Here is a 16,603-nt window from a genome sequence, read left to right as displayed (position 1 = left end):
TACGCAAAATCCTCGCAAGCGGTGCCGGTCCATACGTGGAAAAAAGTTAGTCATTATCATCTTTATCTTTTTTCTTCTCTTTATTTTTTCCCTTGTTTTTCTCCTCTTGCTTGTCCCCACCGTCGTCCTTATCGTCATTAGCAGGTTCTTTGTCTTCTCTGTCCTGATTCTCCTCCAGTCCGATCGGCCATACCGGTGGCTTATCATCTGTTATTACTGGCGTTGGAGGTACAGGCTTCTTTTGTGGTGGTGGCGGCGTTTTCGTTTTCTTCGGTGGCGATGTTTGCTTTTTCTCGGTCTTTGCCGGTGGCCTTTTACTCTTCGTCTGAGTAGTTGCTCCACTTGACTTTTTTGCCTTGTCCGTTTCCTCTTTTGAATTCGATGGTATTGGATTATTGCTTGGAGGAGTCGGATCATCTGGCCCAGGGGTTTTGGGTTGTTCCACGACCGCTGGCGTCATGTCCGTTCCGTTCTGGAACGAATCGACTTCTTGCTTCTTACCATCACCGCCCGAAAACAGCATGCCAACCAATAAGCTAGCAGCGACGGCCGTACTACCAAGACTGGCCATCCACACTTTCATCCGCTTCCACTTTTTTGATTCCGGCAGCGAAGACGACTCACGCTTAACTTCCAGAGTGGGCAGGATTTCCTCGTTCATCGTAGATGTCACCGCAGCAGGCTTTGCAGCGGCTGATTCCAGCTTGGGCAGGATAGAATCTACGATGCTGAACGGAGGTACGACAGGGGGCAGATGTTCCAATTGTTGTGACACATCTTTCAAACGGTTGTACATAAGCTGCAGATCAACATCTTTCTGAATCAAACGATGGAGCAATTCCTGCTCTGACTCCACCAGATCTCGATCCAGATCCCGCTGCATGAGTTCAAAAATCTCTTCGTTGGTCATCAACCGATCCCCCCTTTCTGGTAGTCGTACAACAGCTCCTGTAACTGTTGCCTAGCCCGAAATAAATACGACTTTACCGTGTTAAGCGGCAAATCTAGTGCCTCCGCTATTTCTTGATAGGACAAATCCTCTAGATAGCGGAGTACTACAACCATCCGGTATTGCTTTGGCAATCTTCCGATGGCTTCCTGGATGTCATTCGACAGCCCGGTGAGAAGGATTTCTTCTTCTACGTTGTTACGATCAGGAATGATCAACTCGTGCTCGTCAATTGAGACCGTTTCCTTCTTCGCGCGAAATTTATCCATACAGACGTTGCTGACAATGCGTTGTACCCAGGTTGAGAACTTTGCTTTTTCCTGATAGGTGTCCAACTTTCGATAAATACGAATGAGGACTTCCTGGGAGGCATCTAGCGCGTCTTGTTCGTTCCCTAGAATGTAATAAGCGCTTCGGTAAACGGAGGTCTCAATAGATCGAAGCAGTTCGACTAGCGCGTCATGATCCCCGGATTGCGCCATCCTGATCAACTCTGCTTCATGCATATTCTCTTCTCCCCCCTACAGACGGTTCGCTCATTGAAAAAGTTGCAAACAGTTTATGTATCCAATATTTGGGTCTGCCAATATAATCCCGAAGGTGTAATAACCAGCGTAATCGCTCCATGAGCATCAGTCCTGTACACGGCGGAACCCGATTTTTTTAAGCGATGCAGTACTTCGGACGATGGATGCCCGTACCGATTTTTCACCCCGGCAGAGATTACAGCAACTTTTGGTGCTGTGACTGCAAGGAGCTCTTCGGTGCTCGAGGTATTGCTTCCATGGTGGGCTACTTTCAAAACATCCACAGAAGTCAAACCGTTTTGAACAAGCTGGCTTTCCCCATCCTTTTCAATGTCACCCGTAAACAATACAGTCTTGTTATAAGCAGTCAGTTGGAGTACTACGGATGCATCATTTCCTGAGAAGGTCGATTCCCCCGGGTGCAGCCACTTCCACTCGATTCCCGGCCCATCTGACCAAGATTGACCCGGGAGCCCAGTTACAATCGGAACCCCTTCTTGTTGAAAAAGCTGGACAATCTCGCCCTCCAATTTGGAAGGTGCTGTCCCATTCACCAATACCTCTCCAAAAGAAAAATGAGGAATAAGCGACTTTACTCCCCCGATGTGATCCAGGTCACCATGCGTCATGACGACGCGGTCGATTTTCTCGATTCCTCTGGCCATCAGAAACGGCAGAACGACGTCTTTCCCCACCTCAAATGGGTCACGCTTTTCCATCCATGGTTCAGGAGCTGGGAACCGCATTGTCCCACCTGCATCCATTAAGTATACCTTCTGATCACCAATTTCGACAACGATGGAATCCCCTTGTCCGACATCAAGGAAGGTAATTCGTACTTCTTCGACTCCAGAAAACGGCTGTCTAGCTGCTACAATAAACATGAGAAATATAACGAAAGTAAGCATTATATCACGCTTTCGATGATAGCCCAACTTCCATGAAATGGGCAGAACACCCAAAAAGCAGGTATACAAAACAAGCCACCACCACGAAGGATGCGGCCAATATGTGAAAGGGAGCCTCATTTTTTCGATAGCAAACAGCGGGAGATGAATCCATTTCAGCATAGCCGTTGATACCCAAACAGGGATCACGGCCAAAAACGGATGGACGAAATCGAGGACAACCGCGATATACCCGAACGGTAGTGCTATAGCCGAGAGAATCGGTGTCACTACCAAATTGACCAGCCAAGACACTGGTGAAAACAAATGAAAATGATAGATGAGAAACGGGAAAGAAACGAGCTGGGCTGACAAAGTAACCGACACAAGTGTACGAATCCAGACGGGTACCCGCACAAACACATGCAAGCTGTATGGCACAAAAATAATCAGACCAAGTGTCACCGCAAAGGAAAGCTGAAAACCGACATGCCACAGCTGATACGGATTCAACACCAGCATCAGAATGAGTGCACCTGCCCAGACGTCCTTGCCGTCCAACCTCTTTCCAAATACTTGACAGAGAAGACCCACACTCCCCATCAGTCCAGATCGGATCGCGGACGCGCTGGCTCCCACCAGAAGCACATATCCGATCAAAAACAAAATCGTTACGACAAATGCGAGTCTGCGTCTGATTCCAATCCGTTCCAAACACCACATAAACATGGAGCTAACCAACGTCACATGCAAACCGGAAATCGCGAGGATATGACTTAAGCCCAAATTCGAATACATCGCCGCAAGCTCAAGGTTCACCTCTTGTCCAAGACCAAGCAGCAGCGACTTCATGTAACCCGCTGTTTCTGGATCAGTAAATAATGATTCAATTCTCTTTGCACCCGAGTCCTGCCACTCTTGAAAGCTTGCCGACACGGAGAAAGCAGGTATCACATCAATCGCTTGATAGCTTGTTTCTCCTGTAACATGGACGCCTTGCCAATACAAGTAGCTGGCGTAGTCGAAGGCATGAGGATTACGCGTAGGAGCTGGTAGGGATAATCGGATCGGAGCCACGATAACACTGCCACGTCTCCACTGCTCTATTTGTGTTGCTTCCTGGAAAGAAGCAAGTTTAACACGAAGCGCGATTTTTTCTAGAGACCGATGCACGTTCTGATCAGGTTGATTTTCACCCCAGGATGTTATCGTGACAAAAAATCGTGCTACATCCCCGTCCCGTCTCACAGGTGAATCAATGACACCTTCTATCCAGATGCTCTGCTCCCTTTCTGCCAATGGTTTCACTTCAGAGCTGTGGAGAATCTCGTACCCACAAAAAAAGAGACCTGCTAGAATCATAATCAGTGAGTAGCATGCAACGAATTTGCGGTATGGTAACGGGATACATGCAACGATTGCCCATGATACGCCTGCAGCCAACAGCAGCCAAGCAGGATGTAAATAGGCGGACAAAATGAGGCCGATCATCATCGCTAGGCTTGCTATCCATATTGACACTGCAATTCCCCCGTCCTGTTCTTTCATGAACCGTTTTGTCGAACGAATCATGGTCTCCTAAGGGAGTATATCTAACCGAATGGGGACAAAAATAGAAAAGACGAAAGGCTAATTCCCTTGTAGAATCAGCGTTTTCGAGGTCAATTACTGGCACTCATAAGAGATTGCGCTGATGGTCGATACATGATAGAGTTAGCAGGAGCAATCCAGTGAGAGGAAGAGTCATTTCTTATGTGCGGAATCGTATCACTCTATAACAAGCGGCAAAAGCCTGTTCAACAAGAAGCGATTAGTGCAATGACGGGTGTCATCCTGCACCGTGGTCCAGATGACGATGGTTTTCACCTTGAAGACAACATCGCCCTGGGCTTTCGTCGTTTAAGCATCATTGACGTGGAAGGCGGACATCAACCGCTGTTTAACGAAACACGTGACATCTGGATTATTGGTAACGGTGAAGTCTACAATTACAAAGAGTTACAACAATGGTTAAAGGACATCGGTCACGTTTTCCATACCGATTCTGATATTGAAACCATCCTCCACCTTTATGAAGAGGTAGGAACAGATGCACCTAAGCATTTGCGCGGGATGTTTGGCTTTACGATCTACGACTCCCGTAAAAAACGTCTGTTTGGGGCACGCGACCATTTTGGAATCAAGCCTCTCTACTATGTCGAGACAAATGATTCGATCGGGGTTGCCAGCGAGATTAAAAGCTTGCTGGAGCTGCCAGGATTCAATCGCGAAGTGAATCCAACCGCTTTTTATCACTATTTGACGTTCCAATATGTACCCGATCCTGACACGATGTTTGCTGGCATTTACCGTATACCGCCTGCTCACTCGTTTGTGATTGAAAACGACCAGATCAAGCTGGAAAGGTACTGGGATGTAGAATTCAAGCCAGATGAAAGCAAGCCGTTCTCTTATTTTGTTGAGGGTACGCGCAGTGTCATGCTCGAATCTGTCGACAAACACCGGATTAGCGAAGTTTCTCGTGGAGCCTTCTTGTCTAGTGGTGTTGACTCTAGCAGTATCGTTGGGATGTTGCGTACATTCGAGCCAGTCAAATCTTTTTCTGTCGGCTCAGATATTCCTGGTTACAGCGAGCTCGATTATGCGAAGCGAACCGCCGCATATTTGGGATCGGAGCATTTCGAGCGCGTGATAAACGCCAAGCAGTACATGGATGAATTGCCGCGACTTATCTGGCATCAGGACGAACCAGTAGCGGACCCCTCTGCCATCCTGCTCTATTTTGTAGCGCAGATGGCGAGTGAACACGTAACCGTCGTATTGTCCGGTGAAGGTGCAGATGAATTTTTTGGCGGATACAATATTTACAGAGAGCCTCATTCTCTCAAAATGTTTTCCGGGATGCCTGGCTGGATGCGCCATTCCATCGGATATATGGCAGAACGCCTCCCCGATCAGGTAAAAGGGAAAAACTTCCTCATCCGCGGATCGAAAACAGTTGAGCAACGCTTCTTCGGAAACGCACTGATTTTCAGCGAAGAGATGAAAAAGCGTGTCGTCATGGAAGATATCACCCGTTCGGAGTCGTATGTATCTCCTTTCACCATCACAGAAGAGATTTACAAACGCGCTTCCGAATATGACGATGTGACCAAGATGCAATACTTGGACATTCACACTTGGCTCAGAGGCAACATTTTGATGAAGGCCGACAAGATGACGATGGCCAATTCTTTGGAGTTACGAGTACCTTTCATTGATCTTAAGGTATTTGAATTCGCCGCTACCATTCCAACGAAGTACAAAATTGCCAACGGCACGACCAAGCACGTGCTTCGTGAAGCGATGAAAGACTTCCTGCCACCTGAGATCCAAACGAGAAAGAAGCTGGGCTTCCCTGTTCCGACTCGTCACTGGCTCAAAAACGAATTTTACAAATGGGCAAAAGAGATCATTTTTGAATCCAAGGTGGATAATTTGATCAATAAGGCCTATGTGCTGTACTTGCTCGATGAACACCGCGAAGGAAATGCGGATTACAGTCGCAAAATCTGGACGATCCTGGTCTTCATGTTGTGGCATCAAATCTTCATTGAGCAAAAGCACAATTTTGAGCCTTTTGTCAGCCCAAATGTAGACCTTCGCCGCAAAAAAAATTCGCTGCTGCATATCGGCTAACAGCGACAACGCAATAAATAGATTTGCAGACCCTCTCTTACTTTTCGTAGCATCGTTGATAGAGAACAAGTTCACTCTATGAACGTATCGCTATGTGAAGGACGGGAGGGTTTTTGTTATGGTGCTGGAGTGGTGGGAGCGTTATCGTCGTATCATCTTGCTGACTGCGGCTGTTCTGTTTGTCGGTTGTAGCTATTGGATCTATCAACGCGACCAATCACATAAGACTGACGAACTACCGTTGCATTCTCCTGCTTATGCAGCATCGAATCTTGAAACAAAAGAACTGACAGATGATTCAGCAGCTGCTCAACCTGCCAAATCTGTAAAAGCGACACCGGAAAAAGATAAGGATAAGGAACCACTCCTCTCTCCTCTCTATGTCGATGTGAAAGGACAAGTGAAAAATCCTGGATTATACCAATTCGAACCAGGTACGCGTGTCGCAAATGCCATCGAGAAAGCAGGAGGAGCCCTTCCTGATGCTGACCTTGTCCAGATCAACTTGGCAGCGCCGCTCACAGATGGAGCTGCTCTTGTCATCCCGGCTAAAGGGGCCACCGCGCCAGTCTCCGCATCCATTGGCCTTGTACAATCTGCTTCCAGCGTATCCACCACTGGTGCCTCCTCAGCCATTAATCTCAACATGGCAACTGTCGAAGAGCTCATGAGTCTTCCCGGGATTGGAGAAGCTCGTGCCAAGGCAATCGTGGAGTACCGGACAAAACAAGGGCCATTTCGTTCAGCGGATGACCTGAAACAGATTGAGGGAATTGGCGAGAAGATGTTTGCACGGATAAAAGATCGGCTGGTGGTAAAATGAGTGCTCAGCATCCGGTCATGATCATAGGCACTCCTACATAGAATGGGAAAAGAATATCGGAGGGAGGTATGCCCATGAATAGAATTGGGTTTATTGGTACGGGCAGCATGGGCAGTATCTTGATTGAATCATTGCTGTCAGCCAAGGCGCTGACTCCTGGTCATGTCATTATCAGCAACAGAACCCTTTCGAAGGCGCAGCAACTGGCAGAAAAACATCCCGGGCTCATTGTCGCGCACAGCAATGCCGATTTGGTCAAAGAAGCTACAACGATCGTGCTGTGCGTCAAGCCACTGGAATATAGCGTGATGCTCGAACAAATTGCTCCTGCCTTAACGCCAGACCACCTATTGATTACGATCACCAGTCCGATCAAGCTTGCGGATTTGGAGACTCAAGTTCCATGTGCGGTTGCCAGAGTCGTTCCTTCTATCACAAATGCCGTAATGAGTGGTGTCAGCTTATGTGAATTTGGATCACGAATCCAAGAGGAACAACGTCATTTTATACGAAGTCTGTTTGCCCACATTAGCTCCCCTATTGAGATTTCGGAGCCTTTTTTACGAATTACTTCTGACATTGTGAGTTGTGGACCAGCTTTTATCAGCTATATTTTGCAGCAAATGATTCAAGAAGCTGTTGAAGAAACTGGCATTTCCGAAGAAGCTGCTACCTACATGACCACGCAAATGCTAATTGGGATCGCAGATCTTTTACGAGAAGAAGCGTTCACCCTTCCTACTCTGCAAAAGAGGGTCTGCGTGCCCGGTGGAATTACTGGGGAAGGTCTGATTCCTTTGCAAAACGGTATTCCCGGTCTTTTCGCCCAAGTATTTCGTCGTACACAAGCAAAGTTTGCCGAGGACCAGGAACTGGTTGCACGAAATTTGAGCAATCAGCCACATTAGCGCAAGACGAAGAAGCGTTGATTTACGAAAAAAGGAGTGGATACCTGTCAATCACAGGCTCCACTCCTCTTCTTATTTCTTGCCGTCCTTTTCTTAACGAACGACGATATTCACCAGTTTGCCTGGAACAGCGATGACTTTGACGATCGTTTTTCCTTCGATCAGTTCTTTAATCATCTCATTGTTTTTCGCCATCTCTTCCATCTGTTCTTGCGTCGAATCAGAAGCGATGAGCAGCTTCTCTTTGTTTTTGCCGTTAATTTGCAGGACGATTTCTACCTCGTCTTCAACCAGCTTCGCTTCGTCATACGTAGGCCATGCTTCGTATGACAGGCTCTCGCTGTGGCCCAGTTTTTCCCACAGCTCTTCACCCAAGTGCGGAGCGATTGGAGACAGCATTTTTACCAAGTCCTCCATGAATTTCTTCGGCAGAACTTCAGCTTTGTACGCTTCGTTAACGAATACCATCAACTGAGAGATACCCGTATTGAAACGCAGGCCTTCGTAGTCTTCTGTTACTTTTTTCACCGTTTGGTGGTACACGCGCTCCATGCCAGCCACGTTGGAGGTTTCCACGATTTTTCCGTTCAGCTCACCGTTGTCACCTACAAACAGACGATATACGCGATCCAGGAAGCGGCGTGCGCCATCCAAGCCTTTTGTCGACCAAGCGATCGAAGCATCCAGTGGTCCCATGAACATTTCATACATGCGCAGTGTGTCGGCACCATGGCTGTCGATGATATCGTCTGGGTTTACGACGTTACCTTTGGACTTACTCATTTTCTCGTTGTTTTCACCCAGGATCATTCCTTGGTTAAACAGCTTTTGGAATGGTTCCTTGGTTGGTACGACACCGATATCGTACAGGAACTTGTGCCAGAAGCGAGCGTAGAGCAAGTGCAGCACCGCATGCTCGGCACCGCCAATGTAAATGTCGATTGGCAGCCATTCTTTCAGTTTGTCTGGATCAGCCATTGCCTTATCGTTGTGCGGATCGATGAAGCGCAGGAAGTACCAGCAGCTACCCGCCCATTGTGGCATGGTGTTTGTCTCACGGCGTGCTTTCATACCTGTTTCCGGATCGACAGTGTTTACCCACTCCGAGATGTTTGCCAATGGCGATTCACCTGTACCGGATGGTTTGATTTCTTTTGTTTTTGGCAATACGATTGGCAGTTCGGATTCTGGAACGACTTTCATCGTGCCGTCTTCCAGATGGAGAATCGGAATTGGCTCACCCCAGTAGCGTTGACGGCTGAACAGCCAGTCGCGCAGACGGAATGTTACTTTGCGATTTCCTTTGCCTTCCGCTTCCAGCCACTCGATCATTTTGGTGATCGCCTGTTCTTTGTTCAATCCATCGAGCATACCGGAGTTGATGTGCTCTCCGTCGCCTGCATACGCTTCTTTGGAGATATCTCCGCCAGCGATTACTTGCTTGATTGGCAGATCGAATGTTTTTGCGAACTCATAGTCGCGTTCATCATGCGCTGGAACCGCCATGATGGAGCCTGTTCCATAGCTGATCAGCACGTAATCTGCAATCCAGATTGGCAGACGTTCGCCGTTAACCGGGTTGATCGCATATGCTCCGGTAAATACTCCTGTCTTTTCTTTCGCCAGATCAGTACGCTCCAGATCGCTCTTGTGCTTCGCTTGATCCAGGTACGCTTCCACTGCTTCTTTTTGAGCTGGTACGGTAATTTGCTCAACCAACTTGTGCTCAGGAGCCAATACCGCGTAAGTTGCTCCGTAGAGAGTGTCTGGACGAGTTGTAAAGACGGTAAAGGATTCGTCATGACCTTCGATACCAAAGGTTACTTCTGCCCCTTCAGAACGACCGATCCAGTTGCGTTGCATTTCCTTGATGCTCTCTGGCCAATCCAGTTCATCCAGATCAGCCAAGAGTCTTTCCGCATACGCAGTAATTTTCAAGACCCATTGCTTCATTGGGCGGCGTTCTACTGGGTGTCCGCCACGCTCACTTTTTCCGTCAATGACTTCTTCGTTCGCCAAAACCGTTCCCAAAGCAGGGCACCAGTTTACAGCTACCTCGTCAATATAAGCCAAGCCGTGCTCATACAGCTTCGTAAAAATCCATTGTGTCCACTTGTAGTAATTCGGATCGGTCGTATTGATTTCGCGATCCCAGTCGTAGGAAAATCCGAGTGACTTAATTTGGCGACGGAAGGTGTTGATATTGTGCTCGGTAAATTCCGCCGGATCGTTTCCTGTATCGAGAGCGTATTGCTCCGCTGGCAAACCAAACGCATCCCAGCCCATTGGATGGAGAACGTTATATCCTTGCATCCGCTTCATGCGGGATAAAATATCAGTAGCCGTATAGCCTTCCGGATGTCCTACGTGCAGGCCAGCTCCAGATGGATATGGGAACATGTCGAGTGCGTAAAACTTTTTCTTGCCCTCATCCTCGGAGGTTTTGAAGGTCTTGTTCTGCTCCCAATATTGCTGCCACTTCTTTTCGACATTTTGATGACTGAATACCATGGTAAAGCACTCCCATCTTAAAATAGGTGAAAATAATAAAGAAAACCTCACATCCCAGATCGCTGTTGCGAAAGGGACGAGAGGTTATTTAACATTCCCGCGGTACCACCCAGATTGGCAAATGACAAGCATTCACCCACTTGTTTCATCCGTAACGGGGATAAGCCGCTCACCCTTACGCAGTCATTGCTTGAATGACCTTGGGGGCAAGTGCTGGGAGGTGAGTTCAGATAGATTCGGGTTGACTTGCACCATCCGTCAACTCTCTGTGATTGCTCGAATCCTATGCCTACTATTCCTCTTAAACGCGTCGAAATCTGTAGTTATAACGCCATTATAGTCAATCCGAACCAATCATGTCAAACTTTTCGGCTTGCGGGCTGAAAAAAATAGGCGCTCACTCGTTTCTTGTGGCGGCATATCCGAGTAATCAGCGGTGATGACAATGTCTGTGAAGCCAGCATCTGTCAGCCAGCGCATCAGTTGGACAGGCTGGTAAGCCCGTTGCCAATGCTCTTCTTCCATCCGCTCGTACAATCCGTTTGGCTGACGAATGAAAAACGTTAACTGATGCTCTACTTCCAGACGCAGCGGGTCGCAAAAACATTGCCAAATGTACGAAACTTCATCTTCTACATGTGTGAACGTCTCGTCTCCGAAAATGTGCAGCATCTTGTACGGACTGTGCACATCAAACAGAAAGCTCCCACCTGGCGCGAGATGAGCGAAAACGCGCTTGAACGTTTCCTGCACATCCGCTTCCTCTGTAAGATAGCTCAATGAATCACACAAGGAGATGACCGCATCCGCTTCGGGCAAGGACAGCTCGCGCATATCCTGCTCGACCCACGCTACATCCACTTGTTCCTGCCTCATTTTGTCATAGGCGATCGCAAGCATTTCTGTTGAGAGATCCACGCCCGTAACACGGTATCCCCGCTTGGCGAGTGGGATCGCAATCGTGCCAGTCCCACAGCCAAGATCAATGACCCGCACAGGCTTCTCTCCCTTTGTCCAATGACGCTCGACCCAATCGAGCCACTGGTCATACGGAGTATCCGCCATCAGCCTGTCATATACAGCGGCCATATGTGCGTATGCCATCTGTCCTTATCCTTGCACGCTAAAGGAAACTTCCTCTGCGTCCTTCCACAGGCGCTCCAGATTGTAAAACTCGCGATCTTCGCGATGGAAAACGTGAATAACGATATCGCCCAGATCAACCAGTACCCAGCGACCTTCATCTGCTCCCTCGATACCGCGGACGTCAAAGCCGTTTTTGTGGGCTTGATCACGGATTTCGCGAACAATTGCCTGTACTTGACGCTCGTTGTTTCCGTGGCAAATCATGAAATAGTCTGCGATCACGGACAGCTTTCTAATATCGAGCACCTTCAAGTTCTCTGCTTTCTTGTCCTCTGCTGCCTTCACTACCAACTGTGCCAAATCTTCTACTGTTTTAACCATCAAAACCCTCCTTCTCTCCCTTTGCGGGAAACCAAATCGTTATATGCGGTCAATGTCAACGGGAAAACCGTCTTTTGCTTCTCTATCAAAAATTGAATCGTGCCTCCCAAGGCGAGTGCCAGGGCGGCATCCAAATCATGCATGGCTTTGCCGCGAATAAAATCGACACCCGGGTAAACCCGGTTTGGTTCTATATAGTCTGCCACACAGACGACTTTTTCTAACAGGGACATGCCAGCCCGACCCGTTGTATGGTAGCGAACAGCTTGTAAAATATCTGCATCCGTCACACCTAGATCAGTCTGGATCACAATAGCTGCTGCAAAGGCATGCCACAGCTCTTTTTCCCCTTCCAAAAGTTCTGTAGGCATATCGTGGCGAACGAGAATCTCGAACATTTTTTCCACAGGCCAGCACTTACAGTAATCGTGCAACAGTCCAGCAAGCTCGGCTTTGTCAGGATCAGCCCCGAATCTCTCTGCCAGCTCGCGAGCTGACGCAGCCACCCCAAGCGTGTGCATGTAGCGTTTTTCATGCATTTGTTGCCGTACGCGAACGAGAAGCTCTTCCCGATTATCCAAAAGTCTCATAGATTCGGTTCTCCTTTATATAGCGCTCCACGGCATCAGGTACAAGATAACGGATGCTTTTCCTGGCAGCTGCCTTCTCGCGAATCATCGTGGAGGAAATGTCCCAAACAGGCATCTCCACAAATGTGACATCCTCGCTCGATTCTTGATCTAGTTCGGTTCCAGGCCTCGCTAGACCTATAAAGCGTACCATATGAATCAGCTCTTGGTACTGGTACCATTTGGGCAAGATTTTTACCATATCTCCTCCCATGATAAAAGAAAAACGGCAATCTGGGAACTGCCTGATGAGCTGAATCATCGTGTCATAGGTGTACGATGGACCTTCTCTTGCGAACTCCACATCTGTTACACGAAACACCTCGTGATCAGACACGGCGAGCTGAACCATTTGCAAGCGGTGATTCGCCAGCGTCAGACTCTCTCTCTTTTTGTGCGGTGGAACGTGTGTAGGCATAAACCAGACTTCATCCAGGCCCGCTTGCTCTCTGGCTTGTTCAGCCGCCAGCAAGTGCCCGCAATGAATCGGGTCAAACGTTCCTCCCATGATCCCTACTTGCTTGATTGGCTGTCTCATTGCATGCAGATCACTTATGGCAGCTTGATCGTCTTGTTCTCCCGGGACTCTTTGTACAAGACAACCGTATGGCCGATCAACTGCACGAGCTCTGCTCCAGCACCTGCTGCCAGATCTTCTGCTACTTGATGTTTATCGTCGTTATTGTTTTGCAAAATCGCTACCTTGATCAATTCACGTACTTCCAACGCTTCTTTGATCTGAGTGATCATATTCTCGTTTACGCCGCCTTTTCCTACTTGGAAAATCGGGGTGAGATGATGTGCTTCTGCGCGCAAAAAGCGCTTTTGCTTGCCGGTCAACATCGGCAATGCCTCCTTTTTCATCCTGCAAAATCAGGTTGTTTTCTTTAATTGTTGCAAGACGACCTCACGCATAACCCCAGTTGGTGCTCGTTCGCCCGTCCACAGCTCAAAAGCCAGTGCACCTTGATTCACGAACATGCCGATTCCGGAATGAACAGTGGCACCGATGGCACGCGCTTCTTTGAGCAGACGCGTTTCGAGGGGGTTATAAATCAGATCGCTAACGGTTAAACCAGAATGAAGCCATTCTGCTGGCACAGGTGTCTCCTGTACGTTTGGCAGCATTCCGATCGATGTCGTATTGATCAACAGCGAAGAGTCTGCGATGGCAACTGCCCCTTCGCCCTGTTCTACGATTTTCGTAGGTACAATCGTCCCGACATGCTCAGCCAATACCGCGGCTCTTTCCCGGGAACGATTGATGATGCGAATTTCCTTGACTCCTTGTTCAGCCAAGGTAAACGCCACTGCACGCGCTGCGCCTCCAGCCCCTACCATGGTTACCACTTGCTTTTCAAGAACGATTCCCGTCTCTTCCACAAGCGAACGAACATAGCCCATACCATCTGTGTTGTAGCCAATCAAGCGTCCATCACGAGAAACGACGGTATTGACGGCGCCGATTCGTTTGGCGAGCGGATCGATTTCATCCAGCATCGGCATGATAGCAACCTTGTGGGGGATCGTGACGTTAATCCCTTTCAAGCCTAACGCGCGAATACCCGCGACTGCATCTTCCAGATTTTCCGGTTCAACATCGAACGCAGCATAGGCAAACCCCAACCCGGTCTCTGAAAAAGCTGTATTGTGCATCATCGGTGATTGCGAGTGGGAAACTGGATGTCCAAACAGGCCAACCAGTTGTGTTTTGCTTGTAATCATGGAGCTTTTCCTCCCCGGACGTCTCTCTATAGCATATGGCAAGGGGCAAGGCTAACTCGACTTTTCTTGCTTAAGCTAGATCAGCCCTTTGCGCATCCCAACACTTACGCCTTTAGGTGCATGCACGACAACACTTGCTTCGTGTTTTCCTTGTATGCTGACCCAGCCCAAACCGGAAATTACGATGTCAGTCGTCGTGGTGGACTTGTTGATTTTAAAGGTGTGCTTCACAAATGGTGGAAGTGCTTTCGCAGCTTCCTCCCCTGTTGGCGGTACCAGCAGGGTTCCATGGTGCTTTTGCATCACCTCGTCTGCTTTCTCCAGCTTCGTCCGGTGGATGTACAGGTCGTTGTCGACATAGACGATCAACGGCTGTCTCTCTCCACGTGCGAAGTCGATACGGGCTAGACCACCCAAAAAGAGTGATTGTCCAGCATCGAGCTGATACACCTTGGAGTTAATCCGGCTGGTCGGGGTAATCTTTCGCAGATCAGTCGGGGATACCATATGTCCAATCTGGTCGCGATTAATGATTCCCGGTGTATCAAAAATGGAACGGCCATCCTCGAGCGGAATCTCGATTTTGTCCAGCGTCGTACCTGGGAACGGCGAAGTCGTAATCTCCAACTCAGCCGCACCGTAGTCATGCAAGATGCGGTTGATCATGGTCGACTTTCCTACGTTGGTTACACCGACGATGTAAACATCTCGACCTTTGCGCAGCTCTCCAATGCGATTCAACAGTTCATCGATATGAAGCCCTTTTTGCGCGCTGATAAGTACGACATCCTCTGGGCGCAGTCCGCGTTCTTTTGCTTCGTGCTGCATCCAGTTGCGCACGCGGTTCAGGTTGATGTTTCTCGGCAGCAGATCGACCTTGTTACCCACGAGCAAAATCGGATTTTTCCCGACAAAGCGTGGTAAACCCTTGAGCCAGGAGCCTTGGAAGTCAAAAATATCGACTACCATTACGACAAGAGACTCCGTAGAACCGATGCCATCCAAAATCTTGAGGAAATCGTCATCGCCCATTCCTACGGGAGCTACTTCATTATAATGCTTGATGCGATAACAACGCTGGCAAATGACTACCTTTCTGCCAAGCGCGGATTCAGGTGCATAGCCAGGCTTTTTTGCATCTGCTGTCTGAATGGCAATCCCACATCCAGCACAAGAGCCATGCATTTGTTCCGTCATGCTTTTCTCCTCCACGAAACCATTCCTTTCCTCTCCATCCAAATAAGGGCCACACGCTCCATCTGACGATTAAAGCGCGTCCAAAAACCATCCGTCTGGGCCACAGGAACAACCAGGATCGTATGAAATCCTAATCGATTCCCTCCCAGCACATCGGTAAACAATTGATCGCCAATGACAACAGTCTCAGCGATGGTTACATTCATCTGCCGCACTGCCTGCAAAAAGGCACGGTTTGTCGGCTTTTTGGCCGCATAAATAAACCCGAGATCTAATGGGGCACAGAAGCGGTCTACACGCTCCTTGTTGTTGTTGGAGACAACAGTGACCTGTATGCCTGCCTCATGCATGCGAGCAAGCCAGTTGATGACCTCCTCGGTTGCATGTGGCCTGTCCCATTCCACCAAGGTATTATCCAAGTCTGTAATCACCGCACGGATGTTATTTCGTTTCAATTGATCTATGTCAATGTGATGGATTGATTCGACGAACTGACTAGGCATCAGCTTCTCTAAAAACACGGGGCACCTCCAAATGATGTGAAGCAATCAACCGCGATTTCGGCACCTACTATACCATAATCGACCACTTGGTTGCAAAACAAAAAGCATGATCACTGCTTGCATTGCTCTGTCATCCTGTGTAAAATGACGTTACTAAGGAAACTATTTTTGTTTTTTGGGTTTTCTGCTAGGTTGTTTTGACTGGGGGTCGATTGCAATTAAAAACCGGATCATGAAAGGTTTTATTGAAGAGATTCGCGATAAAGGCATGAAATTTTCCATGGATGATTTGGCGAAGCGGCTCGGGATCAGCAAACGCACGTTATACGAGCACTTCTCATCTAAGGTAGAAATTCTGGAAACAATCATTCAGCAGTCTTTTGAAGAGGGCGATGAAAAAACACAGCAAATTCTCGCAGATGACAGTCTCTCTCTTATCCATAAAATCAAAGGCGTCATGATGGTTTTACCGACACACTATGAATTTTATGATTTGCGCATCCTCGAACAGATGAAGCGATATTATCCTGAGCAATATGCCCAAGTCGAGGCTTCTCTATCCGAGGATTGGCAGACGCTTCGCGTCCTTCTCGAGCAAGCGATTCGAGAAGGACTCATCGTCAATATGGACGTCACGCTCATGCTGAAGGTCATTGTCGATGCCCTGAATTCTACACTCGACCAACGTTTTTACATGAAAAACCAGATTACAGTTACAGAGGCGCTTTCCGCTATTGTAGATGTCCTCTTGTTTGGATTGGTACCAGCGAATAAAAGGTAACAAATGGCTCGTGGTCAT

At 48.3% G+C, this 16,603-nt stretch carries 16 protein-coding genes and 1 other annotated feature; of the genes, 4 read left to right on the top strand and 12 right to left on the bottom strand.

What is annotated here, in order from left to right; all coding sequences use genetic code 11:
• Positions 1–46 precede the first annotated feature (46 nt).
• From HPY28_RS11045 to HPY28_RS11035, 3 genes are read right to left on the bottom strand one after another with little or no spacing between them, the layout of a single operon-like run.
• Positions 47–910: a hypothetical protein gene (locus tag HPY28_RS11045; protein ID WP_017247681.1), complete on the bottom strand. Its 864-nt coding sequence runs from the start codon at positions 908–910 to the stop codon at positions 47–49.
• Entirely contained in the window at positions 910–1,455 is a 546-nt protein-coding gene (locus HPY28_RS11040) for an RNA polymerase sigma factor (protein ID WP_012685711.1), read from the bottom strand. The genes HPY28_RS11045 and HPY28_RS11040 overlap by 1 nt, the downstream gene beginning before the upstream one ends.
• A gap of 53 nt (positions 1,456–1,508) precedes the next feature.
• Positions 1,509–3,911: a DNA internalization-related competence protein ComEC/Rec2 gene (locus HPY28_RS11035; protein ID WP_174230601.1), complete on the bottom strand. Its 2,403-nt coding sequence runs from the start codon at positions 3,909–3,911 to the stop codon at positions 1,509–1,511.
• Between the two features lie 204 nt (positions 3,912–4,115).
• Here HPY28_RS11035 and asnB point away from each other — a divergent pair, with 204 nt between their 5' ends.
• The 3 genes from asnB to comER all read left to right on the top strand — a co-directional run bounded on the left by asnB (position 4,116) and on the right by comER (position 7,772).
• Positions 4,116–6,041, top strand: coding sequence for an asparagine synthase (glutamine-hydrolyzing) (gene asnB / locus HPY28_RS11030; protein ID WP_017247679.1), 1,926 nt, complete (start codon positions 4,116–4,118; stop codon positions 6,039–6,041).
• 118 nt (positions 6,042–6,159) lie between these two features.
• Positions 6,160–6,864, top strand: coding sequence for a helix-hairpin-helix domain-containing protein (locus tag HPY28_RS11025; RefSeq protein WP_017247678.1), 705 nt, complete (start codon positions 6,160–6,162; stop codon positions 6,862–6,864).
• Between the two features lie 74 nt (positions 6,865–6,938).
• Entirely contained in the window at positions 6,939–7,772 is an 834-nt protein-coding gene (gene comER, locus HPY28_RS11020; protein ID WP_017247677.1) for a late competence protein ComER, read from the top strand.
• Between the two features lie 93 nt (positions 7,773–7,865).
• Here comER and leuS read toward each other — a convergent pair whose 3' ends face one another.
• The 9 genes from leuS to HPY28_RS10975 form a co-directional block, all read right to left on the bottom strand.
• On the bottom strand, positions 7,866–10,283 hold the full coding sequence (leuS, locus tag HPY28_RS11015) for a leucine--tRNA ligase (RefSeq protein ID WP_174230560.1): 2,418 nt from the start codon (positions 10,281–10,283) through the stop codon (positions 7,866–7,868).
• A 69-nt stretch (positions 10,284–10,352) separates the two neighbouring features.
• Positions 10,353–10,598, bottom strand: a binding site (T-box leader).
• A 39-nt stretch (positions 10,599–10,637) separates the two neighbouring features.
• On the bottom strand, positions 10,638–11,387 hold the full coding sequence (locus tag HPY28_RS11010; protein WP_173622500.1) for a class I SAM-dependent DNA methyltransferase: 750 nt from the start codon (positions 11,385–11,387) through the stop codon (positions 10,638–10,640).
• A 6-nt stretch (positions 11,388–11,393) separates the two neighbouring features.
• On the bottom strand, positions 11,394–11,750 hold the full coding sequence (gene rsfS, locus HPY28_RS11005) for a ribosome silencing factor (RefSeq protein WP_017247674.1): 357 nt from the start codon (positions 11,748–11,750) through the stop codon (positions 11,394–11,396).
• Complete coding sequence (yqeK, locus tag HPY28_RS11000; RefSeq protein WP_174225803.1) at positions 11,750–12,340, bottom strand: bis(5'-nucleosyl)-tetraphosphatase (symmetrical) YqeK; 591 nt, start codon at positions 12,338–12,340, stop codon at positions 11,750–11,752. Before yqeK ends, rsfS begins: the two co-directional genes overlap by 1 nt.
• Positions 12,324–12,917, bottom strand: a complete 594-nt coding sequence (locus HPY28_RS10995; RefSeq protein ID WP_017247672.1) for a nicotinate-nucleotide adenylyltransferase — start codon at positions 12,915–12,917, stop codon at positions 12,324–12,326. The genes yqeK and HPY28_RS10995 overlap by 17 nt, the downstream gene beginning before the upstream one ends.
• A gap of 14 nt (positions 12,918–12,931) precedes the next feature.
• Complete coding sequence (gene yhbY / locus HPY28_RS10990) at positions 12,932–13,222, bottom strand: ribosome assembly RNA-binding protein YhbY (protein ID WP_007727776.1); 291 nt, start codon at positions 13,220–13,222, stop codon at positions 12,932–12,934.
• A 30-nt stretch (positions 13,223–13,252) separates the two neighbouring features.
• Entirely contained in the window at positions 13,253–14,104 is an 852-nt protein-coding gene (locus HPY28_RS10985; RefSeq protein WP_017247671.1) for a shikimate dehydrogenase, read from the bottom strand.
• A 75-nt stretch (positions 14,105–14,179) separates the two neighbouring features.
• Positions 14,180–15,301 (bottom strand): ribosome biogenesis GTPase YqeH, encoded by a 1,122-nt coding sequence (gene yqeH / locus HPY28_RS10980; RefSeq protein ID WP_017247670.1) that lies wholly within the window; start codon positions 15,299–15,301, stop codon positions 14,180–14,182.
• Entirely contained in the window at positions 15,298–15,822 is a 525-nt protein-coding gene (locus tag HPY28_RS10975; protein WP_017247669.1) for a YqeG family HAD IIIA-type phosphatase, read from the bottom strand. The genes yqeH and HPY28_RS10975 overlap by 4 nt, the downstream gene beginning before the upstream one ends.
• 214 nt (positions 15,823–16,036) lie before the next feature.
• On the opposite strand from HPY28_RS10975, the gene HPY28_RS10970 reads away from it, so the two are divergent.
• Positions 16,037–16,585 carry a TetR/AcrR family transcriptional regulator gene (locus HPY28_RS10970; RefSeq protein WP_017247668.1) on the top strand — a complete coding sequence of 183 codons (549 nt, stop codon included), beginning with the start codon at positions 16,037–16,039 and terminating at the stop codon, positions 16,583–16,585.
• Positions 16,586–16,603: the final 18 nt, after the last annotated feature.

The sequence above is a fragment of the Brevibacillus sp. HB1.2 genome (assembly GCF_013332495.1).
Lineage (GTDB): Bacteria > Bacillota > Bacilli > Brevibacillales > Brevibacillaceae > Brevibacillus > Brevibacillus porteri.
Note: the sequence above shows the minus strand (reverse complement) of the source record. Positions and strands in the feature narration are given on the sequence as shown.

Excerpts from the sequence above, each read along its gene's own strand:
- HPY28_RS10970 (WP_017247668.1), top strand. The coding sequence starts at position 16,037 with ATGAAAGGTTTTATTGAAGAGATTCGCGATAAAGGCATGAAATTTTCC.
- HPY28_RS11045 (WP_017247681.1), bottom strand. The coding sequence starts at position 910 with ATGACCAACGAAGAGATTTTTGAACTCATGCAGCGGGATCTGGATCGA.
- HPY28_RS11010 (WP_173622500.1), bottom strand. The coding sequence starts at position 11,387 with ATGGCATACGCACATATGGCCGCTGTATATGACAGGCTGATGGCGGAT.
- comER (WP_017247677.1), top strand. The coding sequence starts at position 6,939 with ATGAATAGAATTGGGTTTATTGGTACGGGCAGCATGGGCAGTATCTTG.
- yqeK (WP_174225803.1), bottom strand. The coding sequence starts at position 12,340 with ATGAGACTTTTGGATAATCGGGAAGAGCTTCTCGTTCGCGTACGGCAA.
- yqeH (WP_017247670.1), bottom strand. The coding sequence starts at position 15,301 with ATGACGGAACAAATGCATGGCTCTTGTGCTGGATGTGGGATTGCCATT.
- HPY28_RS11035 (WP_174230601.1), bottom strand. The coding sequence starts at position 3,911 with ATGAAAGAACAGGACGGGGGAATTGCAGTGTCAATATGGATAGCAAGC.
- HPY28_RS11025 (WP_017247678.1), top strand. The coding sequence starts at position 6,160 with ATGGTGCTGGAGTGGTGGGAGCGTTATCGTCGTATCATCTTGCTGACT.
- HPY28_RS11040 (WP_012685711.1), bottom strand. The coding sequence starts at position 1,455 with ATGCATGAAGCAGAGTTGATCAGGATGGCGCAATCCGGGGATCATGAC.
- yhbY (WP_007727776.1), bottom strand. The coding sequence starts at position 13,222 with ATGTTGACCGGCAAGCAAAAGCGCTTTTTGCGCGCAGAAGCACATCAT.
- asnB (WP_017247679.1), top strand. The coding sequence starts at position 4,116 with ATGTGCGGAATCGTATCACTCTATAACAAGCGGCAAAAGCCTGTTCAA.
- leuS (WP_174230560.1), bottom strand. The coding sequence starts at position 10,283 with ATGGTATTCAGTCATCAAAATGTCGAAAAGAAGTGGCAGCAATATTGG.
- rsfS (WP_017247674.1), bottom strand. The coding sequence starts at position 11,750 with ATGGTTAAAACAGTAGAAGATTTGGCACAGTTGGTAGTGAAGGCAGCA.
- HPY28_RS10995 (WP_017247672.1), bottom strand. The coding sequence starts at position 12,917 with ATGAGACAGCCAATCAAGCAAGTAGGGATCATGGGAGGAACGTTTGAC.
- HPY28_RS10985 (WP_017247671.1), bottom strand. The coding sequence starts at position 14,104 with ATGATTACAAGCAAAACACAACTGGTTGGCCTGTTTGGACATCCAGTT.